At 62.1% G+C, this 23789-nt stretch carries 24 protein-coding genes and 1 riboswitch; of the genes, 6 read left to right on the forward strand and 18 right to left on the reverse strand.

Annotation, left to right across the window (positions count from 1 at the left end):
• The 9 genes from cobC to cobO form a co-directional block, all read right to left on the reverse strand.
• A complete protein-coding gene (gene cobC / locus LOY50_RS21260; protein ID WP_253477188.1) occupies positions 1–576 on the reverse strand; it encodes an alpha-ribazole phosphatase family protein in 576 nt (191 codons plus the stop codon).
• Positions 573–1628: a nicotinate-nucleotide--dimethylbenzimidazole phosphoribosyltransferase gene (cobT, locus tag LOY50_RS21265; protein WP_258689127.1), complete on the reverse strand. Its 1056-nt coding sequence runs from the start codon at positions 1626–1628 to the stop codon at positions 573–575. Before cobT ends, cobC begins: the two co-directional genes overlap by 4 nt.
• On the reverse strand, positions 1625–2146 hold the full coding sequence (cobU, locus tag LOY50_RS21270; RefSeq protein WP_053181081.1) for a bifunctional adenosylcobinamide kinase/adenosylcobinamide-phosphate guanylyltransferase: 522 nt from the start codon (positions 2144–2146) through the stop codon (positions 1625–1627). Before cobU ends, cobT begins: the two co-directional genes overlap by 4 nt.
• A 151-nt stretch (positions 2147–2297) precedes the next feature.
• Entirely contained in the window at positions 2298–3749 is a 1452-nt protein-coding gene (locus LOY50_RS21275) for a cobyric acid synthase (protein WP_258689128.1), read from the reverse strand.
• Positions 3746–4738 (reverse strand): threonine-phosphate decarboxylase CobD, encoded by a 993-nt coding sequence (cobD, locus tag LOY50_RS21280; RefSeq protein ID WP_258689129.1) that lies wholly within the window; start codon positions 4736–4738, stop codon positions 3746–3748. Before cobD ends, LOY50_RS21275 begins: the two co-directional genes overlap by 4 nt.
• Positions 4731–5639: an adenosylcobinamide-phosphate synthase CbiB gene (cbiB, locus tag LOY50_RS21285; RefSeq protein ID WP_053189701.1), complete on the reverse strand. Its 909-nt coding sequence runs from the start codon at positions 5637–5639 to the stop codon at positions 4731–4733. The genes cobD and cbiB overlap by 8 nt, the downstream gene beginning before the upstream one ends.
• Entirely contained in the window at positions 5636–6286 is a 651-nt protein-coding gene (gene bluB, locus LOY50_RS21290; protein WP_258689130.1) for a 5,6-dimethylbenzimidazole synthase, read from the reverse strand. Before bluB ends, cbiB begins: the two co-directional genes overlap by 4 nt.
• Positions 6283–7680, reverse strand: coding sequence for a cobyrinate a,c-diamide synthase (locus LOY50_RS21295; RefSeq protein WP_258689131.1), 1398 nt, complete (start codon positions 7678–7680; stop codon positions 6283–6285). The genes bluB and LOY50_RS21295 overlap by 4 nt, the downstream gene beginning before the upstream one ends.
• Before the next feature lie 11 nt (positions 7681–7691).
• Positions 7692–8318 (reverse strand): cob(I)yrinic acid a,c-diamide adenosyltransferase, encoded by a 627-nt coding sequence (gene cobO, locus LOY50_RS21300; RefSeq protein ID WP_214509582.1) that lies wholly within the window; start codon positions 8316–8318, stop codon positions 7692–7694.
• A gap of 79 nt (positions 8319–8397) precedes the next feature.
• Positions 8398–8608: riboswitch (cobalamin riboswitch) on the reverse strand.
• A gap of 154 nt (positions 8609–8762) precedes the next feature.
• On the opposite strand from cobO, the gene LOY50_RS21305 reads away from it, so the two are divergent.
• Both LOY50_RS21305 and LOY50_RS21310 read left to right on the forward strand, forming a co-directional pair.
• A complete protein-coding gene (locus tag LOY50_RS21305) occupies positions 8763–9347 on the forward strand; it encodes a hypothetical protein (RefSeq protein ID WP_018612440.1) in 585 nt (194 codons plus the stop codon).
• Between the two features lie 241 nt (positions 9348–9588).
• Positions 9589–10899, forward strand: a complete 1311-nt coding sequence (locus LOY50_RS21310; RefSeq protein ID WP_258689135.1) for a sorbosone dehydrogenase family protein — start codon at positions 9589–9591, stop codon at positions 10897–10899.
• Positions 10900–11043: 144 nt separating this feature from the next.
• On the opposite strand, the gene LOY50_RS21315 is transcribed toward LOY50_RS21310, so the two are convergent.
• The 5 genes from LOY50_RS21315 to LOY50_RS21335 form a co-directional block, all read right to left on the reverse strand.
• The gene (locus LOY50_RS21315; protein WP_214509580.1) at positions 11044–11580 is read right to left on the reverse strand and encodes a C40 family peptidase; all 537 of its coding nucleotides are present in this window, start codon (positions 11578–11580) and stop codon (positions 11044–11046) included.
• 164 nt (positions 11581–11744) lie between these two features.
• Positions 11745–12371, reverse strand: a complete 627-nt coding sequence (locus LOY50_RS21320) for a C40 family peptidase (protein WP_214509579.1) — start codon at positions 12369–12371, stop codon at positions 11745–11747.
• A gap of 212 nt (positions 12372–12583) precedes the next feature.
• Positions 12584–13288 (reverse strand): DnaA regulatory inactivator Hda, encoded by a 705-nt coding sequence (gene hda, locus LOY50_RS21325; RefSeq protein ID WP_003178999.1) that lies wholly within the window; start codon positions 13286–13288, stop codon positions 12584–12586.
• A 169-nt stretch (positions 13289–13457) separates the two neighbouring features.
• Complete coding sequence (locus LOY50_RS21330) at positions 13458–14531, reverse strand: AI-2E family transporter (RefSeq protein ID WP_253477211.1); 1074 nt, start codon at positions 14529–14531, stop codon at positions 13458–13460.
• Positions 14532–14563: 32 nt separating this feature from the next.
• Entirely contained in the window at positions 14564–15622 is a 1059-nt protein-coding gene (locus LOY50_RS21335) for a DUF2066 domain-containing protein (RefSeq protein WP_258689138.1), read from the reverse strand.
• A 365-nt stretch (positions 15623–15987) separates the two neighbouring features.
• Here LOY50_RS21335 and purM point away from each other — a divergent pair, with 365 nt between their 5' ends.
• Genes purM through LOY50_RS21350 form a run of 3 tightly spaced genes read left to right on the forward strand, consistent with a single transcriptional unit; the run spans position 15988 to position 18418 of the window.
• A complete protein-coding gene (gene purM, locus LOY50_RS21340) occupies positions 15988–17046 on the forward strand; it encodes a phosphoribosylformylglycinamidine cyclo-ligase (protein WP_018610352.1) in 1059 nt (352 codons plus the stop codon).
• Positions 17046–17696 (forward strand): phosphoribosylglycinamide formyltransferase, encoded by a 651-nt coding sequence (gene purN / locus LOY50_RS21345; RefSeq protein ID WP_258689140.1) that lies wholly within the window; start codon positions 17046–17048, stop codon positions 17694–17696. The genes purM and purN overlap by 1 nt, the downstream gene beginning before the upstream one ends.
• 8 nt (positions 17697–17704) lie before the next feature.
• Positions 17705–18418 carry a DUF3108 domain-containing protein gene (locus LOY50_RS21350; RefSeq protein WP_258689141.1) on the forward strand — a complete coding sequence of 238 codons (714 nt, stop codon included), beginning with the start codon at positions 17705–17707 and terminating at the stop codon, positions 18416–18418.
• Positions 18419–18610: 192 nt separating this feature from the next.
• Here the strand turns inward: LOY50_RS21350 and LOY50_RS21355 are convergent, their stop codons facing one another.
• A complete protein-coding gene (locus LOY50_RS21355; protein WP_253477217.1) occupies positions 18611–19087 on the reverse strand; it encodes a hypothetical protein in 477 nt (158 codons plus the stop codon).
• A gap of 513 nt (positions 19088–19600) precedes the next feature.
• Here LOY50_RS21355 and LOY50_RS21360 point away from each other — a divergent pair.
• A complete protein-coding gene (locus LOY50_RS21360; RefSeq protein WP_253477220.1) occupies positions 19601–19795 on the forward strand; it encodes a hypothetical protein in 195 nt (64 codons plus the stop codon).
• A gap of 142 nt (positions 19796–19937) precedes the next feature.
• Here the strand turns inward: LOY50_RS21360 and LOY50_RS21365 are convergent, their stop codons facing one another.
• The 3 genes from LOY50_RS21365 to relA form a co-directional block, all read right to left on the reverse strand.
• Complete coding sequence (locus LOY50_RS21365; RefSeq protein ID WP_214509576.1) at positions 19938–20477, reverse strand: DUF2058 domain-containing protein; 540 nt, start codon at positions 20475–20477, stop codon at positions 19938–19940.
• 26 nt (positions 20478–20503) lie between these two features.
• Entirely contained in the window at positions 20504–21337 is an 834-nt protein-coding gene (gene mazG / locus LOY50_RS21370) for a nucleoside triphosphate pyrophosphohydrolase (RefSeq protein WP_253477223.1), read from the reverse strand.
• 113 nt (positions 21338–21450) lie between these two features.
• Positions 21451–23697, reverse strand: a complete 2247-nt coding sequence (gene relA / locus LOY50_RS21375; RefSeq protein WP_214509574.1) for a GTP diphosphokinase — start codon at positions 23695–23697, stop codon at positions 21451–21453.
• Positions 23698–23789: the final 92 nt, after the last annotated feature.

Consider the following 23789-nt stretch of genomic DNA (forward strand, 5'->3'; position numbering starts at 1 on the left):
TCAATCCGCCTCTTTGAGCACGGGCCCTGCCGACACCGTCAGGGAAAACAGCGCGCCATGGCCGACTTCGACATTGAGCAATTGCTCCCGAGGCAGGCCGCGGGCCTGGGCCAGCAGCAGGCGCATCACACCGCCATGGCTGACCAGCAAGACTCGCTCACCGGCATAGGCCGCGTGCAGGCGTTCGACCGCCGCCAGCACGCGGCTGGAAAACGCCAGCACCGGCTCGCCTTCGGGGGGCGTGAAGGCATAGGGATCGGCCCAGAACTGGCCCAGTGCCTCGGCGTCGGTGTCCATCAGCGCCGCTGCGCTACGGCCTTCCCAGGCGCCGAAATGCAGCTCTTGCAGGTCTTTGTCCAGTTGCACCGGCACGCCGAGTCGGGCACCCAGTTGCTCGGCAAAGCGGGCGCAACGCTGCAACGGCGAACTCACCAGGCGATCCCAGGGGCCGCCTTGCTCGACAGCCGTGTGCATCTGCTCCCAGCCCCTGGCCGTCAAGGCATCGTCGAGGCTGCCGCGCAAGCCACCGCCCAGCTCGGTTTCGCCGTGACGCAGCAGGTCCAGGCGCAAGGTCATGCCGGGCGATCCGCCACGGCCGCTTCGGCAAACGTCGCCATTTGCCCGTGAAGGTCACAGGCCAGGCGCAACAGCGGCACTGCCAACGCCGCACCACTGCCCTCGCCCAGGCGCAGACCCAAATCCAGCAGCGGTTCGGCGCCGAGGGTTTCCAGCACGTGGCGATGGCCCGGCTCGGCGCCACGATGGCCGAACAGCAACCATGGCCGGCACGCGGGATTGATCCGCACCGCCACCAAGGCCGCAACGCTGCAGATGAAGCCATCCACCAACACCGCGACGCCCTGCTGGGCGCAGGCCAGGTACGCACCGACCAACGCGGCGATTTCAAAACCGCCGAGGTTGAACAGGGTCTGCAACGGGTCGTGGCCCTGGGCCGCGTGCAGCGCCAGGGCCCGTTCGATCACCTGGGCCTTGCGGCTGACACCCGCCGCGTCCAACCCGGTACCCGGCCCCACCAGATGCGCCACCGGGCATTCGAGCAAGGCGCAGGCCAAGGCGCTGGCGGCCGTGGTGTTGCCGATGCCCATCTCGCCACCAATGAACAAGTGCGTCCCGGCCGCGACCGCACGCGCCACGCTGTCGCGGCCGGCGTGCAAGGCCAGTTCGCCCTGGCTCACGGTCATTGCCGGGCCCTGGACAAAATTCGCCGTGCCCGGCCCGACGTTCAGGTGCCGTACGCCGGGCAGGTCCAGCGAAGGCGTGACGGTGCCCAGGTCCACCACTTCCAGCGACGCGCCCAGTTGCCGCGCCAGGACGCTGATGGCCGCGCCGCCGCTGACGAAGTTGAGCAGCATCTGCCCGGTGACTTCCTGGGGATAGGCCGATACGCCTTCGGCGACCACACCATGGTCACCGGCAAAAATCGCGATCCATAGCTGATCGAGGCTCGGTTTGACCTGCCCTTGCAGGCCGGCCAGTTGCACCGCCACCGACTCCAGCCGGCCCAGGGAGCCGGCTGGTTTGGTCAGTTGTTGCTGACGGGCCGAGGCCTGTTCCAGGGCCTGGCTATCGACGGGCTTGCACGGGTCCAGCCACCAGCGATGATTCATAACGCAGTACCTTTGAGAGTCAGGGGCAGGCCAGCGACGGTCAGCACGACGCGCTGACAACGTTCGGCCAAGGCTTGATGCAGCCAACCGGCTTCATCGACGTAACGGCGAGTCAGCTCGCCCAGCGGCACGACACCCATGCCGGTCTCGTTGCTGACAAAAATGATGTCCCCGGGCAGCGCGGCCAGGCAGTCCAGCAGCGCCTCGCGTTCGGCGTTCAGTGGCTCGGGGTCGTCGAGCATCAGCAGGTTGGTCAGCCACAGGGTCAGGCAATCCACCAGCAGGCATTGCCCGGGGGCGGCGTTTTCCCGTAGCACCCGCGCCAGGGCCAGGGGTTCCTCCACCAGCGCCCATTCGGTCGGGCGCCGCGCGCGGTGTTGCGCGACGCGCGCGGTCATCTCGCCATCCAGGGGTTGGCTGGTGGCGATGTAGGTCACTGGCAATTGGGTGTCTGTGGCGAGTTTTTCCGCCAGGCGACTCTTGCCGGAGCGGGCGCCGCCGAGGATCAGTTGCAGCATGGGTCATTACCTTTTATTTGGCGGTGTGGCGACTGGCCTCTTCGCGAGCAAGCTCGCTCCCACAGTTGATTCAGGATGTACATGAGTTCGGTGATCATCAGAGATCCAAAGTGGGAGCGAGCTTGCTCGCGATGAGGCCGGTACAGCCACCTCAAATCCCACAGAGTTCACGCAACAACCGAGTATCCAAATGCTGTTCCACCAGATCCGCCAACCGCTCGATGTCCCGCTCGCGCAACCCGTGGTAATCCACCGCCTGCACATCCTGCAACCCGGCCCAGCGCAACAACGCGCTACTGGCCGCCGGCGATTCAAAGAGCCCATGCAGGTAAGTGCCGAACACCTGCCCGTCGAGACTCTGGGCACCGTCGCAACGGCCATCCTCCAGATGCACTGCGGGGTTTTCCAGGGCCGAGCCAGTGGTCACGCCCGCGTGGATCTCGTAGCCGCTGACCTCAGCCTCTTCCAAGGCCAGTCGCCCGCGCACATTGCGCAATTGCTTCTCGTGTTCCAGGGTCGTTTCGAAATCCAGCAGGCCCAGCCCGGCACTGGAACCGGCCGCGCCTTCGAGCCCCGACGGGTCGTGGACCTGCTGGCCGAGCATCTGCAAACCACCGCAGATGCCCAGCAGCTTTCCACCGTAGCGCAGGTGACGATTGATCGCCGTTGCCCAACCGTTGGCGCGCAAGTAGGCCAGGTCGCTGCGCACGCTTTTCGAACCGGGCAGGATGATCAGGTCGGCCGCCGGGATGGGCTGGCCGGGGCCGATGAATTGCAAGTCGACCTGAGGATGCAGGCGCAGTGGATCGAAATCAGTGTGGTTGCTGATGCGCGGCAACACCGGCACCACCACCTTGAGCACCTGTTCAGCCTTGTCGGTTTGGCGTTGGTCGAGGCCATCCTCGGCTTCCAGGTGCAGGTCCATCACGTACGGCAACACGCCGATCACCGGTTTGCCGGTGCGCGCTTCCAGCCAGTCCAGGCCCGGTTGCAGCAAGGCGATGTCACCGCGAAAACGGTTGATGATGAAGCCCTTGACCCGCGCCTGTTCGCTGGGCGAAAGCAACTCCAGGGTACCGACCAGATGAGCGAACACCCCGCCACGATTGATATCGGCGATCAGCAGCACCGGGCAATCCACCGCCTCGGCAAAGCCCATGTTGGCAATGTCACCCGCGCGCAGGTTGATCTCGGCCGGCGAGCCGGCGCCCTCCACCATCACCACCGGATAGGCCGCGCTCAAGCGCGCGTGGGAGGCCAGCACGGCTTGCATCGCGATGGCTTTGTAATCGTGATAGGCCACCGCATTCATGGTGGTCACGGCACGGCCATGGATGATCACCTGGGCGCCGGTGTCGCTGTTGGGCTTGAGCAGCACCGGGTTCATGTCGGTGTGCGGTTCCAGCCCCGCCGCCTGGGCCTGCACCGCCTGGGCGCGACCGATTTCGCCGCCGTCGGCCGTCACGGCGCTGTTGAGGGCCATGTTCTGCGGCTTGAACGGCACCACGCTTACACCCTGGCGTCGGACCCAGCGGCATAAAGCCGTGACCAAGGTACTTTTGCCGGCATCGGACGTGGTGCCCTGCACCATCACTGTGGTCATCGGGTGTCCTTGGCGTAGGCCTCTAAGGCCCGTTCGAGGCGCAGGAATTCGCTGTCATCGGCCGGCAGCCCGAAGCGCAGGCTGCTGGTGTTGGTAAACAAGCGCAGGAGAATGCCGCGATGGGCCATGAAATCATGAAGCCCCAGGGCGTGTTCGGTGACCAGCCATTGGAACAACCCGCAGCCGCCCTGCGGCTTGAAGCCGTGGTGTTCGAGCATCAGCGCCAGGCGTTGGCTGGTGGCTTCGCAGCGTTGGCGCTGGTATGCGTGGGCATCAGTGTCCAGCAGGCACGCCTGGCCCAGCACCCGGGTCGGCCCGCTGACGACCCACGGCCCGACCTGTTCGGCGAGCAACTTGAGCAAGCGGCGCTCGGCCAAGACAAACCCCAGGCGAACCCCGGCCAGGCCAAAGAATTTGCCGAACGAGCGCAGCACGATCAACCCGACCAGATGGGTGTGCGCCGCCAGGCTCAGCGCTGGCGTGACGTCCATGAAGGCCTCATCCACCACCAGCCAGCCACCTCGCTGAGCCAGGCGCGCATGCCAGTCCAGCAAGCGCTCGGGCGCCAGGCTCAGGCCCGTGGGATTGTTCGGATTGACCACCACCAGCACGTCGAGGCTGTCGAGAAAGAAATCCACCTCCGACTCCAGCACTTCGCGAACGATGTAGCCGCTGCGGCGCCAGGCTTCGGCGTGCTCGGCGTAACAGGGCGACAAGACACCGACCTTGCCGGCCCGGCGCAGGCGCGGCAATAGCTGGATCGCCATCTGCGAACCGGCCACCGGTAGCACATTCAGCGCTCCGTAATAATCGCAGGCGGCCTGTTCCAAGCCGTCATCGGTTTCCGGTAAACGCGCCCAGGCCCGCAGGGGAATCGCCGGGACGTCGAACGGCCAAGGCGCCAGACCGCTGGACAAGTCGAGCCAATCCGCTTCGGCAATGCCGTATTGCCGGGCTGCGTTGCGCAAACGGCCACCGTGCTCAAGCATAAAACTCAGCTCCCAGGCAGAGAATCAGCAGCCATAACCATACGCCGCGCTGGACCAATTGCCAGCCGCGATCAATGGCGTCGGCACTCGCCGGCACGCCCTCGCCCAGCGCTGGACGTTGATGCAGTTCGCCGTGGTAAACCGCCGCCCCGCCCAGCTCGACACCCAGCGCTCCGGCACCGGCGGCCATCACTGGTCCGGCGTTGGGGCTGTCCCAGGTCGGCCCCTGGGTGCGCCAGCACTTGAGCGCCAGACGGGTTTTGCCGAGCAGCGCGTAGGTCAATGCCACCAGGCGCGCCGGAATATAGTTGAGCACATCGTCGATTTTTGCCGCCGCCCAGCCGAAGCGCTCGAAGCGTTCGTTGCGATAACCCCACATGGCGTCGAGGGTATTGCTCAGGCGATACAACACCACGCCGGGCGCGCCGGCCACGGCGAACCAGAACAACGCGGCGAACACCGCGTCGCTGCCATTTTCCAGCACCGATTCGGTGGCGGCGCGGGCCACGGCGGTTTCATCCAGCTCAGCCGTTTCGCGGCTGACCAGATAGCCGACACGCTTGCGCGCCTCCTCCAGATCGCCGCTGCGCAACGCCCGCGCCACCGGCTCGACATGTTCACCGAGACTGCGCAGGCCGAGGGCACAGTACAAGGCGAGGATCTCCACCAGCCAGCCCACCATTGGCGCCCACGAAAGGGCCGTGGCGAGCAAGGTCAACGGCACCACGGCGATGATCCACGCCGTCACCCCATGGCTGCGCCAACCACGTCCGCCGGAATTGAAACGTTGTTCGATGCGATCGGCAAAACCGCCGAACGCCACCAGCGGATGCCAGCGTCGGGGCTCGCCCAGCAATGCATCCAGCGCCACTGCGGCGGCACTGAGCAACGCCACACTCATGGGCTCACTCCCCAATGGTTTTCATACAGCAGTTCATTGAGCGGACGCGGTTGCGCCCACCCTTCCAGGGCGAGCATCGGCGCCGGGTAAAAACCCTCGACCGGGCCCAAGCAGAGGATCGCCAGCGGCTTGGCCCCAGCGGGTAGGCCCAGCAGGTCGGCCAGGGCCTGGGGTTCGAACAGCGACACCCAGCCCATCCCCAGCCCTTCGGCGCGGGAAGCCAGCCACAGGTTCTGGATCGCGCAGGACAGCGAGGCCAGGTCCATTTCCGGCAAGGTCCGGCGACCGAAGATGTGCCGCTCACGATCTTCCATCAACGCCGCCACCAGCACTTCGGCGCAGTCGTCGACCCCTTCGACCTTGAGCTTCATGAATTCATCGCTGCGCTCACCCAGGGCCTCGGCGGTGCGAATGCGTTCCTGCTCCACCAGTTCGCGGATCTGTCCACGCAAGGCGCGGTCACTGATGCGGATGAAGCGCCATGGTTGCATGAGGCCGACGCTGGGGGCCTGGTGCGCGGCTTCCAGCAGGCGGCGCAGCAAGGCCGGCTCAACCGTGCCACCGCTGAAGTGGCGCATGTCGCGGCGTTCGGCGATGGCGCGGTAGATAGCGTCGCGTTCGGCCTGGGAGAAAGCGGTGTCGGTCATGGCCTCTTCGCGAGCAAGCTCGCTCCCACATTGGCTAGCGTTGCACTTGAGATCACGGGGTCCCCTGTGGGAGCGAGCTTGCTCGCGATAGCGGTCTCAGGATCAGGCGCAAACAACGCAGCAATCGCCTTGGGATTGGACGGGAAATAAAAATGAACATAGGAAGCCGTCATCCGCCCCTGCCGGAACACCGCTTCCGCCCCACGCCCGCCATTGGGGCTATGGCCACGGGCAATCGGTTCAAGCTCGGTGCTGGTCAGCGAATGATGATAGGTATGCCCACGCAAGGTGCCTTCCGGCAAATCCACCGCTTGCAGCGCCAGGGCTGCCAGGCGCTTTTGCATCTGCGCATCACCGGCCAGCAAACCCAGCAGTTCGGCGCGCACGCCTTCGACATCGGTCAATGAATCGAGCAGATACAACATGCCGCCGCATTCGGCGAGCAACGGTTTATCGGCTGCCTGGTGAGCACGGATCGCCGCGAGCATCGGCGCGTTCCCAGCCAACGCAACGTGGTGCAGTTCTGGATAACCGCCAGGCAAATAAAGGCTGTCCGCCTCGGGCAGTTCGCTGTCATGAATCGGCGAAAAGAAACACAACTGCGCGCCCATGGCCCGCAGCAGATCAAGGCTGGCGCCATAGGTGAAGGCAAACGCTTCGTCACGGGCCACAGCAATGCGCACCCTGGCGAGCCACGGCTCAACGGTGATCACCTCAGGCGCGGCGAACTCCACCGCTGGCGGCAGCGCCACTTCGCAACTGCCGGCCAGGGCCTCGGCGGCCGCGTCGAGGCGCGCGTCCAAGTCGTTCAACTCGCTGGCCTGGACCAACCCGAGATGACGACTGGGCAATTCGATGCCGGTTTCCCGAGACAGCGCGCCGTACCAGCGCAGGCCTTCGGTCAGGCTGCCTTCGAGCAATTGCGCGTGGCGCAAGGTGCCGACCCGGTTGGCCAAGACCCCGGCGAACGGCAGGTCCGGTTGATAACGCGCCAGGCCCAGGGCCAGGGCGCCAAAGGTCTGGGCCATGGCCGTGCCATCGATCACCGCCAACACCGGCACGCCAAAATGCCGCGCCAGGTCGGCGCTCGACGGGGTGCCGTCGAACAGCCCCATCACCCCTTCGATCAGGATCAGGTCCGCTTCGGCAGCGGCTTCCCACAACAGCCGGCGACTTTCCTGCTCGCCGACCATCCACATGTCCAATTGATAGACCGGCGCGCCACTGGCCCGCTCCAGGATCATCGGGTCGAGAAAATCCGGGCCGCATTTGAACACACGCACCTTGCGTCCCTGGTTGCGATGCAAGCGGGCCAGCGCCGCAGTGACGGTGGTCTTGCCTTGGCCCGAGGCCGGCGCTGCGATCAGCACCGCCGGACAGCGGCGGCGGGTCATGGCGGGATCGCTCACAGTTCGACGCCTTTCTGCGCCTTGATACCCGCCTGGAACGCGTGCTTGATCATGCCCATTTCAGTCACGGTGTCGGCCAGCTCGATCATCTCGGGCTTGGCCCCACGACCGGTCACCACCACATGCTGCATCGGTGGGCGGGCCTGCAGATCGCTCAGCACCTGATCGAGGTCGAGGTAACCGTGCTTGAGGGCTATGTTCAACTCGTCGAGCACCACCAGGCCGATGGACGGATCGCTGAGCAACTGGCGCGATACCGCCCAGGCGGCTTCGGCGGCGGCGATGTCGCGCTGGCGATCCTGGGTTTCCCAGGTGAAGCCTTCACCCATGACGTGAAAGCGCACCTGCTCCGGGAAGCGGCGCAAGAACAGCTCTTCACCGGTACTGTTGCGCCCCTTGATGAACTGCACCACGCCGCACTGCATGCCGTGGCCCATGGCCCGGGCCAGCATGCCGAACGCCGAGCTGCTCTTGCCCTTGCCGTTGCCCGTCAGCACCAGCAACAAGCCGCATTCATTCGGCGAGTTGGCGATGCGCTCGTCGATCACGGCTTTCTTGCGCAGCATGCGCGCCAGGTGGCGTTCGTCGCGATCGGATGCATCGATCGTGGGGGAGTCGGTCATGGGGAAGCCTCCGTTGGGATTGGATAACGGCGGGCGGGCACAAAAAAAGACGGCAACAAGCCTGGCATCGCCCACCGTGATGCCGTTGGATGAATCAGGCCGGTCTCCGGGCTCATGAGCGGCGCAATGCCGGTCTGTGCGCCTTCCCATGTCTGGCGACACAGTGGCTTGAGCACAGCGTTGACTCATTTACCGTTGCGGGGGCAGCGCCGGGTTCGTGTGCACTCACCGGCTTCCCTGTTTCACTCTGTCGACCACAGCCACAGAGCACCTGAAACAAGCGGCGAAGGTTAGAGGGTTGGGGGTGGAGCGTCAATTAAAGCCGCCTGTCGGGGCGATCATTGGCGCCGATCAATAAAATGACGGCAATCTTGTGGGATTCTGCGGCAAGTGATATCAAAGCGACATTACGACCCGATATCACAAGAACAAGAGGGCAAAAGCATGCAAGGGATGATCATCAGCAATCCAAAACTGGAATTCCTGCGCCCGGCGCTGGAACGCTGGTTTGACTGTATCGACCGCTACAACGCGGTGCGTGGCGATAACGACACGCCTTATTGGTTCGATGAAAAAGCCAACCTCGGCTTGCTCTCGGCCGCAGCCTGGATGGCCGAGATGGTCACGCTGCAGAACGCCCCGACCCGCAAGCAGAATGAAGAAGGCGAACGCAACGTCAGCGCCGATCTGTTCATCGCCAGCACCGAGGAGCGCGCCTTCATCCAGGCCACCCAGCGCTGGCCCAAGGTCAGCAACCTGAACCTGACCCAGCCGCTGCTGGAAGCCACCAGCGATGCCAAGCGCATCAGCTACGCCAGCGATCTGAAGCTGGGCTGCCTGTTCGTCTCGCCGCAAAAAGCCCAGCAAAGCGCCACGCCCGAAGAATTGCAGGACATGATCGACGACCTGCAGAAGGAAAACACCTGCGCCGTGGCCTGGTACTTCCCTTACGCCTACCGCAAGTTGCGCAACGAAGCCGGGCATTACCATCCTGGCATCGCGGTGCTGTTCAAGCAGGCCCACGGTTGATTCATTGCACACTGGGAACTGTGGAAGAAACTGTGGGAGCGAGCTTGCTCGCGATAGCGGTGTGCCAGTCAACATCAACGCAGGCTGATACACCGCCATCGCGAGCAAGCTCGCTCCCACACTGGATTTTCAGCATGCACAAAATCCAGATACTGCCTGGCTGACAGGCCTACCCACGGTTGAACCATCGCGCGTCTACGCTCCTCTATGAATAACTACATGCATTCATAGGGAAGCCAGCATGCTCAAGCCCCCCCACCTCCTGATCGTCGCCCTTGCCGCCGGACTTGTCGCTTGTGGCGAGTCGTCCACCTTGCAAGTGTCCGACGGCACCGGCCCTGCGCCGAAACTGCCCGAACCGAACAAGACCCTGATCCCCACCGTCAACATCGCCGAAGCCGTCGGCTGGCCGCAAGGCGCCAAGCCAACCCCGGCCCCGGGCCTGCAAGTGGATGCATTCGCTGAAGGACTGGACCATCCGCGCTGGCTCTATGTGCTGCCCAATGGTGATGTGCTGGTGGCCGAAACCAACGCCCCGCCCAAGCCGGACGACGCCAAGGGCATCCGGGGCTGGGTGATGAAAAAAGTCATGGGCCGCGCCGGCGCAGGCGTACCCAGCCCCAATCGCATCACCCTGTTGCGCGACGCCAATCACGACGGCATCGCCGAAACCCGCACGGTGTTCCTGGAAAACCTCAACTCGCCGTTCGGCATGACCCTGGTCGGCAATGACCTCTACGTGGCCGATACCGACCGGCTGATCCGCTTCCCCTACAAGGACGGTGACACGCAAATCCAGGCGCAGCCGACCAAGGTCGTCGATCTGCCCGGCGGCACACTCAACCATCACTGGACCAAGAACGTGATTGCCAGTCGCGACGGCAGCAAGTTGTACGTCACCACCGGTTCGAACAGTAACGTCGCGGAAAACGGCATGGAGGCGGAAGAAGGTCGCGCCGCCATCTGGGAAGTGGACCGTGCCAGCGGCAATCACCGCATCTTCGCCTCGGGCTTGCGCAACCCCAACGGCCTGGCCTGGGAACCCCGCAGCGGCGCACTCTGGACGGCGGTGAACGAACGGGATGAGATCGGCAGCGACCTGGTGCCGGACTACATCACGTCGGTCAAGGACGGGGCCTTCTATGGCTGGCCCTACAGCTACTACGGGCAGAACGTCGATATCCGGGTCGAACCACAGAACCCGGCCCTGGTGGCCAAGGCCATCGCCCCGGACTACGCCGTCGGCCCTCACACCGCCTCATTGGGCCTGACCTTCGCCAAGGGCAGCAGCTTGCCTGCACCGTTTACCGAAGGGGCTTTCATCGGCCAGCACGGCTCCTGGAACCGCAAGCCCCACAGTGGTTATAAAGTGATTTTCGTACCGTTCAACGGCGGCAAGCCGGCGGGGCAACCCGTGGATGTGCTGACCGGCTTCCTCAACGCCGCCGAAAAAGCCCAGGGCCGGCCAGTGGGCGTAGTGATCGACAAGCAGGGTGGGTTGTTGGTGGCCGATGATGTGGGGAACAAAATCTGGCGTGTTTCGAAGAACTAAGGACTGGAACCGAACCGTGGCGAGGGAGCTTGCTCCCGCTGGGCTGCGCAGCAGCCCCAAGCCTTTTGCGGTTGCTGCGCAACCGAGCGGGAGCAAGCTCCCTCGCCACAAGAGCCACTCCAGCAGAGTCGATCTTCTTAATCGTCAGGGATTACGCGCCAGATGCTCCGGCTGCAGCACACGCTTGGCGCCCAGGTAAGCCCTCTGCCAATAAGCCTTGGACAGGCTATCGAGCTTGACCGTGCCACCCGTGGCCGGCGCGTGAACAAAACGCCCCTCACCGACATAGATACCGGCATGGCTGACCTGGGCGCCGCCGTTGGTGGCAAAGAAAATCAAATCGCCGGTCTGCAAGGCTTCCTTGCCGACATCCGGGGCGCGCATGCCGATCATCTCGCGGGTGGAACGCGGCAGGGAAATGCCCGCAGCGTCGCGGTACACATAGCCAATCAGGCCACTGCAATCAAAACCCGAATCCGGCGTGTTACCACCCCAGCGATAAGGCGTGCCCACCAGGCCAAGCGCCCGGAAGAGCACATCTTCGGCGGCCGGGGAAAAGGGTTGCGCGGGAGCAAAGACCACCGGAGCCCGCACTGGAGCAGGCGGCGGTGGAGTGCGGCTGGCGCACGCGCTGAGCAGCGCGGCGAGGAACATGAGAGCGAGGCGGGCCGGCGTCGACATATGCAGAACAATCCTGATCTGGATGCGGCTTTTCTGCCGTGGGCATGAAAACAAATCCGCCTGCGGAGTACGCAGGCGGATTGCCATCAAACAATGATCAGGATTCTAGCGACTATATGGCAAACTTCAAGTAAGACTTTAAGTTTGCCTTACAAACTGTGTGCTTACTTGCGGGCAGTGACCACAGTCGGTGCCATGGCGAGGGCGCGCTTGGCTTCGATGAAGGTCTTGTTCCAGTAGCTGTCGCCCAGGCTGTCGATCCGCACGCCACCGCTGCGGCGGCTGCTGGAATGGATGAACTGGTTGTCGCCCAGGTAGATACCGGCGTGGCTGACACGACCGCGACGACCGTTGGTGCTGAAGAACAGCAGGTCACCGGGTTCAAGTTGGTTGCGAGCCACCAGTGGGGCGTTCACGTTGATCATTTCGCGAGTGGAACGCGGCAGGTTCATGCCGGCCTCTTCGCGGAACAGATAACCGATGAAACCGCTGCAATCGAAGCCGGCTTCAGAGGTACCACCAAAACGGTAGCGGGTACCGATCAACGACATCCCGCGTTCCAGGATGCTGTCAGCCAGTACTGGAAGCTGGTAAGGCTTGCTGCCGGCGAAGGCTGCGAGCTCTTTGTCGGAGGCCATTTCTTCCTGGAACGCAACGGAGGAAGACTGGGCGGTAACGGAGTTCTTGACCTGAGGTTGTGGCGCTTGCTGGGTCACTGGAGAGTGGGCAGCGCAACCAAACAACAGGGTAACAAGTGCGAGAGGCACGAGGGGTGCGAAGCGATTTAGCATGGGCACGACCGTGGCTGAAGTAGTAAAGATGGCGAGACTATGCCTTCTATCAACCTCATTTGCAAATTCAATCGATGCAAATGTGACTTCTCGGTTTTACGTTTACATCTAAGCGCTTAAGCCCATTTTGAACGTCACGTGGCCTGCAGCCCAGCAGGACCGCGGGTTTCGCCGCGCCCAGAGCAGGCCAAGAGCCACTATTTGCAACGGTTCTACCAGCCCAAAGTTTCTTTCAAAAAAGGAATAGTCAGCTTGCGCTGGGCCTGGAGTGAGGCCTGGTCGAGGCGTTCGAGCAGTTCAAACAACGCACTCATGCTGCGGGTTCCCCGGGTGAGGATGAAATGCCCGACTTCGTCGGTCAGGTGCAGGCCACGCCGGGACGCACGCAGCTGCAAGGCACGAAGTTTGTCTTCGTCGGACAGCGGGCGCATCTGGAAAATCAGCGCCAGGGTGAGACGGGACTTGAGGTCCGCCAGCTTCACCGGCAGCTCCCGTGGCGACGTCGACGCGGCGATCAGCAAGCGCCGACCGCTGTCGCGCAACCGATTGAACAGATGAAACAGCGCTTCTTCCCAGTCAGCCTTGCCGGCCACGGCCTGGAGATCGTCCAGGCAGACCAGTTCGTACTGCTCAAGGTTGTCGAGGATTTCAACGCCGCGATCGAGCAACTCGGCCAACGGCAGGTACACCGCAGGTTCGCCCAATTGCTCGAACCGCAGGCACGCGGCCTGCAACAGATGCGTGCGCCCTACCCCGTCCTTGCCCCACAGATAGATCAGGCTTTCGGTCCAGCCGGCGTCGGCTTCGCAAAGCCGCTCGACATAGCCGAGTGCAGCGGCATTGGCGCCTGGGTAGTAATTGATAAAGGTGGCGTCATCACGCAGACGCACACCTAGGGGCAGCTGAATCGGTTTCATGCTGACTGAACAGTTCCTCGGGAACCGTTAGTGGCCTCTGTGTAAAGTGCGCAAAGTTTATACCCGTGGCGCGGACCGCACAATGCGCCGGACCACGAGCAAAATCAAAGGTTTGCAGCGGTAAGACAGCGGAGCGGCGGTTTCCCTGACGCTCCGCCCGACATTCGCCCTACAGATCAGGGTCTTCGGCGCCGCTATAGATGTCCGAATCCTTGTACAAATCGTGCATATGACGCACCAGCACCATGATCACCGCCGCCACCGGCAGCGCCAGCAGGATCCCGGTGAAGCCGAACAACTCGCCCCCCGCCAGGATCGCGAAGATCACCGCCACCGGATGCAGGCCAATACGATCGCCCACCAGCAGCGGCGTCAGCACCATGCCCTCCAGGGCCTGACCGACCATAAACACCGCGACGATGCCCACCATCGGGTACAGGTCGCCGCCGAACTGGAACAATCCGGCGATCAATGCCGCGCCAATACCAATCACAAAACCCATGTACGGCACGATGGCGGCCAGGCCGGCGATCAGGCCGATCAACAGCCCCAACTCCAGTCCCACCAACATCAGGCCTGCCGCATAGATGAAACCCAGGGCCACCATCACCAGCAGTTGCCCGCGCACAAACGCCCCCAACACTTCGTGGCATTCGCCGGTCAGGGTCATGATGCGTTCTTCACGATGACGCGGCAGCAGGCTGCGAATCTTCGCCATCATCAGATCCCAGTCCCGCAGCAGATAGAAGGCCACCACTGGAATCAGCACCAGGTTCGCCAGCCAGCCGATCAACGCCAGGCCCGAGGCCGTGGCCTGGCTCAACACCACGCCGACGATGTCGGTGGTCTGGCCCATGTGCTCGCTGATAGCCGCCTTGACCTTGTCAAACTTCCAGAAACCGTCCGCCAACCCCAGCTTCGACTGCACCCACGGCACCGCGCTGTGCTGCAACCAATCGAGCATCTGCGGCGCCAATTCGTACAGGCGCAACAGTTGCTTGGCGAGCATCGGGATCAGCACCAGCAACAGTGCGCCCACAATCAAGGTGAACAACGCAAACACCGCCACAACGCCCCAGGTTCGCGACAGGCCGAGTTTTTCCAGGCGATCCACCACCGGGTCGAACAGATAGGCCAGCAGCAGCGCAACCAGGAACGGCGTCAGGATCGGATGCAGCAAATAGATAAGCGCAATCAGCAGGGCAACCCCGCCCAACCAGAACCAACGCCGCGTATCGACCATGAACCACTCCTAGCTATATAAAGAAAGAAAACCTACCAGCGGAACCGCAGATTGGCTGCCGGCGCCGGCACAGGTGCTGCAACCGGGGCCGAGCCATCGGCGGCGGGCGGCGCCACTGGCACTGGCGCGACGGCCTCGCCGGGCGGGATCTCCTGCAGTTTCGCCAGGGCCAACTGCGCCTTCAGTTGTTCGGCACTGCCGTTGACCCGATAGACGATCCGGTCGCCTTCGACCCGCTGCAACTGCCCGCCAAATGGTTCGAGTAAACGCCCAAGCGCCGCATACCGCTCAAGGTTCATGCCCTGCACCTCCAGCAACTGTTCAGTCGCCACGCCCGGCTTGGCAACGAAGCGTGGCGCCAGGCGCTGGTTCACCGCCAGCATCACCGCGTCAGCCAGTGCGGCCGGATCGGCGCCCTGGGCAGTGCCCTGCTCACGCTGATCGCCCAGCCACAGGCGCCAGGTGCCGTGCCACTGTCCACCCTCTTCCTTGGCATGGACCGCCAGCAAAGCGTCTGTCGCGTAACGCTCCGAGGCATCGCGCAAAGGCGCCGGGTCGCTGCCTTCCAGGTTGGGTGCGGTGGCAACGATCTGCTCGCTCAAGTCCGCCAGCGGCAGGTGCAATGCCAGCCCCCGATGCTGGGCGGCACGCCGCAATGGCGTGGCGCTGGCCTGGCCATCGCCCACCAGGCTGGAGCCCTCGGCAGAGTCGTTCAGCCACCAGCCCAGGATCGATGGCCGGTTCGCGCTCCACAGCGACAAGCCTGCCGAGCGCAATGCCCGGTCGGTACTCGCCGGGTCGAAGTCCACCTTGAGGCTTTCCGGCGGGCCGGCGTCGTAGCCATATTGAAGAATGATCTGTTGCGGGTCCTTGCGGATCGCCGCCAGACCAGGATTCTGGGCAGCCTTGGCGTCGCCGGTCAGGCGCAGCACCAGAGTGTCCAGGGCGCGCAGGGTCGCCTGGTTACGCTCCTCCGGGGTCTGGTTGCTGACCGGTTCGAGCACCTGATAGAGGCCATTGACGGTTTCGGCATGGCTCGCCAGGCTGATCAGCGACAAGCAGCTCACGGACAAGAATTTGAACAAACGCATGGAAGATTCCCGGACATAACGGCTGGAACAGGCCGTGTGAAGAAGATTGAGCATGGCTGTGACCACAGCACCCGGCAAAACATTCACACACCCGGTGGAAGTTTCGCACGGTCATCACCATAACCGGTTACCGCTACACCTTATACAGACGCGCTACGCAGTACCAATATAAGAAATATCGGTTTTTTTCCGTGGATATGTCCCTGCCCGTCGGCGCGAGGATGGCCGCTGCCCCTCAAGCCTGATAAAATCGCGCGCCTTCGCAGACCGGCAATGGCTGGGCTCCCGGAATAATTCGTACAACGGTTATTCAATGGCCCCGGCGTCGGTCGTTACCCAGAAATCCCCCCCTAAAGGCCTGGATCATGAGCAAGCAACCCTCCCTGAGCTACAAGGACGCCGGTGTAGACATCGACGCCGGTGAAGCATTGGTCGAACGCATCAAGAGCGTCGCCAAGCGCACTGCGCGTCCGGAAGTCATGGGCGGCCTGGGCGGTTTCGGCGCCCTCTGCGAGATCCCGGCCGGCTACAAGCAACCGGTCCTGGTCTCGGGCACCGACGGCGTCGGCACCAAGCTGCGCCTGGCCCTGAACCTGAACAAGCACGACAGCATCGGCATCGACCTGGTGGCCATGTGCGTGAACGACCTGGTGGTCTGCGGCGCCGAGCCGCTGTTCTTCCTCGACTACTACGCCACCGGCAAACTGAACGTCGACACCGCCGCCCAGGTCGTGACCGGCATCGGCGCTGGCTGTGAGCTGTCCGGCTGCTCCCTGGTCGGCGGCGAAACCGCTGAAATGCCTGGCATGTACGAAGGCGAAGACTACGACCTGGCCGGCTTCTGCGTCGGCGTCGTGGAAAAGGCCGAGATCATCGACGGCTCGAAAGTCGCCGCTGGCGATGCCCTGCTCGCCCTGCCGTCCTCCGGCCCGCACTCCAACGGCTACTCGCTGATCCGCAAGATCATCGAAGTCTCGGGTGCCGACATCGAAAACACCCAGCTCGACGGCAAGCCACTGGCCGATCTGCTGATGGCCCCGACCCGCATCTACGTCAAGCCGCTGCTCAAGCTGATCAAGGACACCGGTGCCGTCAAGGCCATGGCCCACATCACCGGTGGTGGCCTGCTGGACAACATCCCGCGCGTGCTGCCAAAAGGCGCCCAGGCCGTGGTCGACGTAGCGAGCTGGACCCGCCCGGCGGTGTTCGACTGGCTGCAAGAGAAAGGCAATGTCGATGAAACCGAAATGCACCGCGTGCTGAACTGCGGCGTGGGCATGGTCATCTGCGTGGCCCAGGAGCACGTCGAGACGGCCCTGAACGTACTGCGTGAAGCTGGCGAGCAGCCTTGGGTCATCGGCCAGATCGCTATCGCGGCCGAAGGCGCTGCACAGGTCGAGCTGAAAAACCTTAAGGCGCACTGATGTCCGCAACCTGTGACGTGGTGGTGCTGCTGTCCGGCACCGGCAGTAACTTGCAGGCCTTGATCGACAGCACACGGACCGGCGACAGCCCGGTCCGTATCCGCGCGGTGATTTCCAACCGCGCCGATGCCTACGGCCTGCAACGCGCCAAAGAGGCGGGTATCGACACCCGCGTCCTGGATCACAAGGTGTTCGAGGGCCGCGAAGCCTTCGACGCCGCGCTGATCGAGCAAATCGACACCTTCAATCCGCAACTGGTGGTCCTCGCTGGCTTCATGCGCATCCTCAGCGCTGGCTTCGTGCGTCACTACCAGGGCCGCCTGTTCAATATCCATCCCTCGCTGCTGCCCAAATACAAAGGGTTACACACTCACCAGCGGGCGCTGGAGGCCGGAGACACGGAGCACGGCTGCTCTGTGCACTTTGTCACCGAGGAACTCGATGGCGGACCACTGGTCGTACAGGCAGTAATACCGGTAGAGTTGCACGACACGCCGCAAAGCCTGGCGCAACGGGTTCACGCCCGCGAGCACCAGATCTACCCGATGGCCGTGCGTTGGTTTGCCGAAGGAAGGCTGACCCTCGACGATCGCGGAGCCTCACTGGACGGCCAGTTGCTCGCCGCCAGCGGCCATTTGATTCGATACTAGGAGATTTTATGCGTCGCGCCCTGCTCTTCGCTTGCGCTCTGCTTGCCTTGCCCATGGCACAGGCTTCGGAACTACAACCGTTCTCCGCCAGCTACACCGCCGACTGGAAACAGTTGCCCATGAGCGGCACCGCCGAGCGCAGCCTGACCAAGGAAGCCAACGGCACCTGGAAGCTGAGCTTCAAGGCTTCGATGATGATCGCCAGCCTGACCGAAGAAAGCACGCTGACCCTGGACAAGGACACGCTGCTGCCACAGTCCTACCACTTCGAACGCGGTGGCCTGGGCAAAGCCAAGAAGGCCGACCTGGACTTCGACTGGAACACCAAGATGGTCACCGGCACCGATCGCGGTGACGCGGTCAAGCTGCCGCTCAACCGTGGCATGGTCGATAAATCCACTTACCAGTTGGCCCTGCAGCACGACGTGGCGGCCGGCAAGAAAAGCATGAGCTATCAGGTCGTCGATGATGGCGAAGTCGATACCTATGACTTCCGCGTGCTGGGCTCGGAAAAAGTCGACACCAAGGCCGGCCAGATCGATGCGATCAAGGTCGAGCGCGTGCGCGACCCGACACAAAGCAAGCGCATCACCGTGCTCTGGTTCGCCAAGGACTGGGACTACCTGCTGGTGCGCCTGCAACAGGTCGAGACCGACGGCAAGGAGTACAACATCATGCTCCTGGACGGTACGGTCAACGGCAAGGCTGTGAAAGGCAGTTGATCGACACCGATAACACCAAGCCCCGCCGATGCGGGGCTTTTTATTGCCCGGATTCCAAACTCGCGCCCCACAGGTTCGAGTGCATAGAGGAGCAACGGCCACTTTTATAAACCTCACCCATACGGGTGAAAGTCATGAAAAATCTGCGCTTTACGCCCTTTTTAAATCCAATATATTTTAAATTTAATTTATTTATGGCTGCGCCGAAGGTTTCGTGCGAACGCAACTTAGTTTCCCCTTAATCGGCACAGAGGTATTAGTTTTTTTCTTTACCAGCACAACCCCTCTCACTGCAACTGAGCCCTCTGGAATACTTTTCAATTCCTCCAAGTTAACCCAACGAGTAGTAATAGGATGAATAATGGTTTTTATTTCGAAATTCCACTCTTGCGTAGAGCCGTCGCACCTTTCTGATTCAAACCGTATCGTCGTGGCCGAAGGTACATTATCAAGTTGAAAGTAAGTCATCTGATCATTTTTACATCCATAATACTGCATATCATAATAGCCATCTTTATCAGTAGGAAGACTACAGGAATCGCCTGTCCCTCCTTCTCTCTCAGAAAACTTAACGACCCCCTTTGGCATATCAGCAGCCATTACTGAATAGCCCCCCACCCAGCTGGATATAACGACAAACCCAACAAATATAACTTTGGAAAGATTCATCATATAACTCCTCTGACTACCACCCGCCATGGACTTCTACGACTGTTTCATCTCGAAAACAGACTAAGCACTGTCGACTATCACCCAAACACATCCCGTCGCGCCGCACTGGATAGAAGTAAACAAGATTTTGGGGAACGGGGTAACTGTCAGAGTTGACAGGTGCGCTAAAAAATCTCTTGCAGGCATGCCAATCGTCGAACTTGTCCTGTTGCGACAGCTTGAGCCTCCGCTTTGGGGGGAGGGATTGTCATTGACTGTGATGGCCTCTTCGCGAGCAAGCTCGCTCCCACAGGGGGCTTGCGCTCACTCAAGGCTTGCCGCTGCAACATGAAACCTTTTTCATGAACAACACCTGCGACCGAATGCCGCGCACTGCCTGGCCTGCAGGATTGCTGCGTTTTCCATGAAAATTTCTTAACACGCCGAAGCATTTACTTAGCACGCTACCAAAACCTATAACAAAGCCCTGCACACGCCTTGCTGCAGATAACAGAGATTGGAGCTTGCAAGATGACTGTGAAAGTAACTGAACGCGACGACGCTCACATGTCCCACGAAGGCATTGCCGCCGGTATCCGGATCTGGGATGTGCATCAACAGGATTTACTGGTGGGAATGTTCCACTCCGAAACGGACGCCCACAGCTACAAGGCCGAGCTGGAGTGTGAGGAGCGGCAGCGCTCGCGTGAGATGGCAGAATCCTGAACGATAACAACACCCCCTGTGGGAGCGAGCTTGCTCGCGATGGCGGTATATCAGAAACAGAGACATTGACTGATATGACGCCATCGCGAGCAAGCTCGCTCCCACAGGTGTTGTGTTTCAACTCAATGGCATTGCTTCCTGCTTACCACATCAAATCATCAGGAATCTGATACGCCGCGTACGGATCATCGGCATCCACTTCTTCGGTCTGGGTGTTGAGCTGGACGATGCGCAGGGGGTCGCGTTCCTGGATCTTCAGGGCCGCCTCGCGCGGGATCACTTCGTAGCCGCCGGCATGGTGGACAATCGCCAGCGAGCCACTGCTCAGCTTGTTGCGCATCAGAGTGTTGACCGAGATGCGCTTGACCTTCTTGTCGTCGACGAAGTTGTAATAGTCCTCAGTGGTCAGCTTCGGCAGGCGCGAGACTTCGATCAATTGCTTGATCTGCGCGGCCCGAGCTTTCTGCTCGACCTTTTCCTGCTGCTGACGGTTGAGTTCCTGGTCGCGCTTGACCTTCTCGGCCAAAGCTTGCTGGGCGGCACGCTGCTGGGAGTCATCCAGTTCGATCTGGCCTTTATGGGCCAGGCGTTGCTGCTTCTGTTTCTCTTTGCCGACCTGCTTGGCCTGCTTTTGGTTGACCAGCCCTGCTTTGAGCAACTGGTCGCGAAGGGAAAGGCTCATGGTGCTTACTCACTTAGGCAACGGCCTCAGCCACAGCTGGGCAAATTCTTTTCCTGACGTTTGGCTTCGCCCCACAAGGCGTCCAACTCTTCGAGGGTGCAATCTTCCATGGGACGGTGGGTGTCGCGCAATGCCTGTTCGATAAATCGGAACCGCCGCTCGAACTTTCCGTTGCCGCCACGCAGGGCGGTTTCCGGGTCGACCTTGAGGTGGCGAGCCAGATTCACCACGCTGAACAGCAGATCGCCGATCTCGTCGCTGATGGCCACCGGATCGTTGTCGGCCATGGCTTCGAGCACTTCGTCCAATTCCTCCCGGACTTTGTCGAGCACCGGCAACGGGCCTGGCCAGTCGAAACCGACCTGAGCCGCACGCTTCTGCAACTTCGCCGAACGGGACAACGCCGGCAGCGCCCCCGGCACATCGTCGAGCAACGACAACTGCTCGGGCGCAGCGGCTTTCTCGGCCCGCTCCTCTGCCTTGATTTCTTCCCAGCGCTGCTTGACCTGCTCTTCGCTCAGGCGCGGGATATCCACAGGCGCATACAGGTCACCGGTAGGAAACACATGGGGATGACGGCGGATCAACTTGCGGGTGATGCTGTCGACCACGCCGGCGAACTCAAAGCGGTTTTCTTCCCGGGCCAGTTGGCTGTAATACACCACTTGGAACAACAGGTCGCCCAACTCGCCCTGCAAATGATCGAAGTCGCCGCGCTCGATGGCATCGGCCACTTCGTAGGCTTCTTCCAGGGTATGAGGGACGATGGTCGCGTAGGTTTGCTGGATATCCCACGGGCAGCCGTACTGCGGGTCCCGCAGGCGGTTCATCAGGTGGAGCAGATCTTCAAGGCTGTACATCAATCCATCCCATCACAAAAAAGCCCTGTGGGAGCGAGCTTGCTCGCGATTGCGGCTTTTCAGTCACTACATCCTTCATCGCGAGCAAGCTCGCTCCCACATTAATCACGGGGTCACCCCGGCGTCCGGTTACGCCGGGTCTCGATGATGTTCGGCAACTGGGAAATCCGCCCCAACAACCGCCCCAGCGCATCCAGCCCCGGAATCTCGATGGTCAGGGACATCAGCGCGGTGTTGTCTTCCTTGTTCGAACGGGTGTTGACCGCCAGCACGTTGATCCGCTCGTTCAGCAACACCTGGGACACGTCACGCAGCAGGCCGGATCGGTCGTAGGCGCGGATGACGATGTCCACCGGGTAGGTGAGCACCGGCACCGGGCCCCAACTGACCTGGATGATCCGCTCCGGCTCGCGACCGGACAGTTGCAGCACCGAGGCACAGTCCTGGCGGTGAATGCTCACACCACGGCCCTGGGTGATGTAGCCGACGATCGCATCCCCCGGCAATGGCTGGCAGCAGCCGGCCATCTGGGTCATCAGGTTGCCCACGCCCTGGATCTGGATATCGCCGCGCTTGCCTGGCTTGTAGCCGGTGGCCTTGCGCGGGATCAGCTCCAGTTGCTCGTTGCCCCGCTCCGGCTCCACCAGTTGCTGGGCCAGGTTGACCAACTGCGCCAGGCGCAGATCGCCGGCACCGAGGGCGGCGAACATGTCCTCGGCGGTTTTCATGTTGGCTTTTTCGGCCAGCTTGTCGAAATCCACTTGCGGCAGGCCCAGGCGACCGAGCTCACGCTCGAGCAGGGTCTTGCCAGCGGCGACGTTCTGGTCGCGAGCCTGCAACTTGAACCAGTGGACGATTTTCGCCCGTGCCCGCGAGGTGGTGATGTAGCCCAGGTTCGGGTTCAGCCAGTCGCGGCTCGGCGTACCGTGCTTGCTGGTGATGATCTCGACCTGTTCACCGGTCTGCAGGCTGTAGTTGAGCGGCACGATCCGCCCGTTGATCTTGGCGCCACGGCAGTTGTGGCCGATCTCGGTGTGGACCCGGTAGGCGAAGTCCAGCGGCGTCGAGCCCTTGGGCAGGTCGATGGCGTGGCCGTCGGGGGTGAAGATATAGACCCGGTCCGGCTCGATATCGACCCGCAGCTGTTCGGCCAGACCGCCGATGTCACCCAGCTCCTCATGCCACTCGAGGACCTGGCGCAGCCAGGAGATTTTCTCTTCGTAGTGGTTGGACCCGGACTTGACGTCGGTGCCCTTGTATTTCCAGTGGGCGCAGACGCCCAGCTCGGCCTCCTCGTGCATGGCATGGGTGCGGATCTGCACTTCCAGTACCTTGCCCTCGGGGCCGATCACTGCGGTGTGCAGCGAGCGATAGCCGTTTTCCTTGGGGTTGGCGATGTAGTCGTCGAACTCCTTCGGAATGTGCCGCCACAAGGTGTGGACGATCCCCAGCGCGGTGTAGCAGTCACGCATTTCCGGGACCAGGACACGAACGGCGCGAACGTCGTAGATCTGGCTGAATTCCAGGCCCTTGCGCTGCATTTTTCGCCAGATCGAGTAGATGTGCTTGGCCCGGCCACTGATGTCGGCTACCACGCCGGTGGCCTGCAACTCTTCGCGCAGTTGGGTCATCACATCGGTGATGAAACGCTCGCGATCCAGGCGCCGCTCATGCAACAGCTTGGCGATCTGCTTGTACTGATCGGGTTCCAGGTAGCGGAAGGACAGGTCCTCCAGCTCCCACTTGATATGACCGATGCCGAGACGGTGGGCCAGGGGTGCATAGATATCGAACACCTCCCGGGCGACGCGATTGCGTTTTTCGTCATCGGCAGACTTCACGGCGCGGATGGCGCAGGTGCGTTCGGCCAGCTTGATCAGCGCGACGCGCACATCGTCGACCATCGCCACCAGCATCTTGCGCAGGTTTTCCACCTGGCCCTGGGTGCCCAGCACCATGGACTGGCGCGGGCTGAGGCTGGCGCTGATGGCGGCCATGCGCAGCACGCCGTCGATCAGCTTGGCCACCACCGTGCCGAAGCGCTGACTGACCATCGGTAGCTGGATCTGCCCTTCGCGCACGCCGCGGTACAGCACCGCCGCCACCAGCGAATCCTGGTCGAGCTTGAGGTCAGCGAGAATTTCGGCGATCTCCAGGCCCGTCTGGAAACTCGAGGTGCCTTCGGACCACAGGTTCTTCGCCGCATTATGTTGCTGCTCCGCCTCACGAGCGAACTCGCAGGCGGCCTTCAAGGCTTCGCGATCCAGAGCCATGTCGACGCTGACCGCATGATCGAGCCAAGCCTCGAGATTGATACTGCCGTCGGTGTTGATCGGCTGGTGTGCTCTCACCTGTACCATCTTTACTTACCTTCCCTACGACGCAGATTCAATGCGTCAACTTCGCTGACCTTCATGCCCGTGTTTTCGCCCAGGACTGTGGCGGGTTGGCA

It is taken from the genome of Pseudomonas sp. B21-010 (genome assembly GCF_024749325.1).
In the GTDB taxonomy this organism is placed as follows: Bacteria; Pseudomonadota; Gammaproteobacteria; order Pseudomonadales; family Pseudomonadaceae; genus Aquipseudomonas; species Aquipseudomonas kilonensis.

Coding starts and splice junctions, on each gene's coding strand:
- LOY50_RS21355 (WP_253477217.1), bottom strand. CDS start 19,087: ATGAATCTTTCCAAAGTTATATTTGTTGGGTTTGTCGTTATATCCAGC.
- cobD (WP_258689129.1), bottom strand. CDS start 4,738: ATGCTTGAGCACGGTGGCCGTTTGCGCAACGCAGCCCGGCAATACGGC.
- purN (WP_258689140.1), top strand. CDS start 17,046: ATGTCCGCAACCTGTGACGTGGTGGTGCTGCTGTCCGGCACCGGCAGT.
- cobC (WP_253477188.1), bottom strand. CDS start 576: ATGACCTTGCGCCTGGACCTGCTGCGTCACGGCGAAACCGAGCTGGGC.
- LOY50_RS21320 (WP_214509579.1), bottom strand. CDS start 12,371: ATGCTAAATCGCTTCGCACCCCTCGTGCCTCTCGCACTTGTTACCCTG.
- LOY50_RS21360 (WP_253477220.1), top strand. CDS start 19,601: ATGACTGTGAAAGTAACTGAACGCGACGACGCTCACATGTCCCACGAA.
- LOY50_RS21295 (WP_258689131.1), bottom strand. CDS start 7,680: ATGACCCGCCGCCGCTGTCCGGCGGTGCTGATCGCAGCGCCGGCCTCG.
- hda (WP_003178999.1), bottom strand. CDS start 13,288: ATGAAACCGATTCAGCTGCCCCTAGGTGTGCGTCTGCGTGATGACGCC.
- purM (WP_018610352.1), top strand. CDS start 15,988: ATGAGCAAGCAACCCTCCCTGAGCTACAAGGACGCCGGTGTAGACATC.
- LOY50_RS21305 (WP_018612440.1), top strand. CDS start 8,763: ATGCAAGGGATGATCATCAGCAATCCAAAACTGGAATTCCTGCGCCCG.
- relA (WP_214509574.1), bottom strand. CDS start 23,697: ATGGTACAGGTGAGAGCACACCAGCCGATCAACACCGACGGCAGTATC.
- LOY50_RS21335 (WP_258689138.1), bottom strand. CDS start 15,622: ATGCGTTTGTTCAAATTCTTGTCCGTGAGCTGCTTGTCGCTGATCAGC.
- mazG (WP_253477223.1), bottom strand. CDS start 21,337: ATGTACAGCCTTGAAGATCTGCTCCACCTGATGAACCGCCTGCGGGAC.
- cobT (WP_258689127.1), bottom strand. CDS start 1,628: ATGAATCATCGCTGGTGGCTGGACCCGTGCAAGCCCGTCGATAGCCAG.
- cobO (WP_214509582.1), bottom strand. CDS start 8,318: ATGACCGACTCCCCCACGATCGATGCATCCGATCGCGACGAACGCCAC.
- cobU (WP_053181081.1), bottom strand. CDS start 2,146: ATGCTGCAACTGATCCTCGGCGGCGCCCGCTCCGGCAAGAGTCGCCTG.
- bluB (WP_258689130.1), bottom strand. CDS start 6,286: ATGACCGACACCGCTTTCTCCCAGGCCGAACGCGACGCTATCTACCGC.
- LOY50_RS21315 (WP_214509580.1), bottom strand. CDS start 11,580: ATGTCGACGCCGGCCCGCCTCGCTCTCATGTTCCTCGCCGCGCTGCTC.
- LOY50_RS21350 (WP_258689141.1), top strand. CDS start 17,705: ATGCGTCGCGCCCTGCTCTTCGCTTGCGCTCTGCTTGCCTTGCCCATG.
- LOY50_RS21330 (WP_253477211.1), bottom strand. CDS start 14,531: ATGGTCGATACGCGGCGTTGGTTCTGGTTGGGCGGGGTTGCCCTGCTG.
- LOY50_RS21275 (WP_258689128.1), bottom strand. CDS start 3,749: ATGACCACAGTGATGGTGCAGGGCACCACGTCCGATGCCGGCAAAAGT.
- cbiB (WP_053189701.1), bottom strand. CDS start 5,639: ATGAGTGTGGCGTTGCTCAGTGCCGCCGCAGTGGCGCTGGATGCATTG.
- LOY50_RS21365 (WP_214509576.1), bottom strand. CDS start 20,477: ATGAGCCTTTCCCTTCGCGACCAGTTGCTCAAAGCAGGGCTGGTCAAC.
- LOY50_RS21310 (WP_258689135.1), top strand. CDS start 9,589: ATGCTCAAGCCCCCCCACCTCCTGATCGTCGCCCTTGCCGCCGGACTT.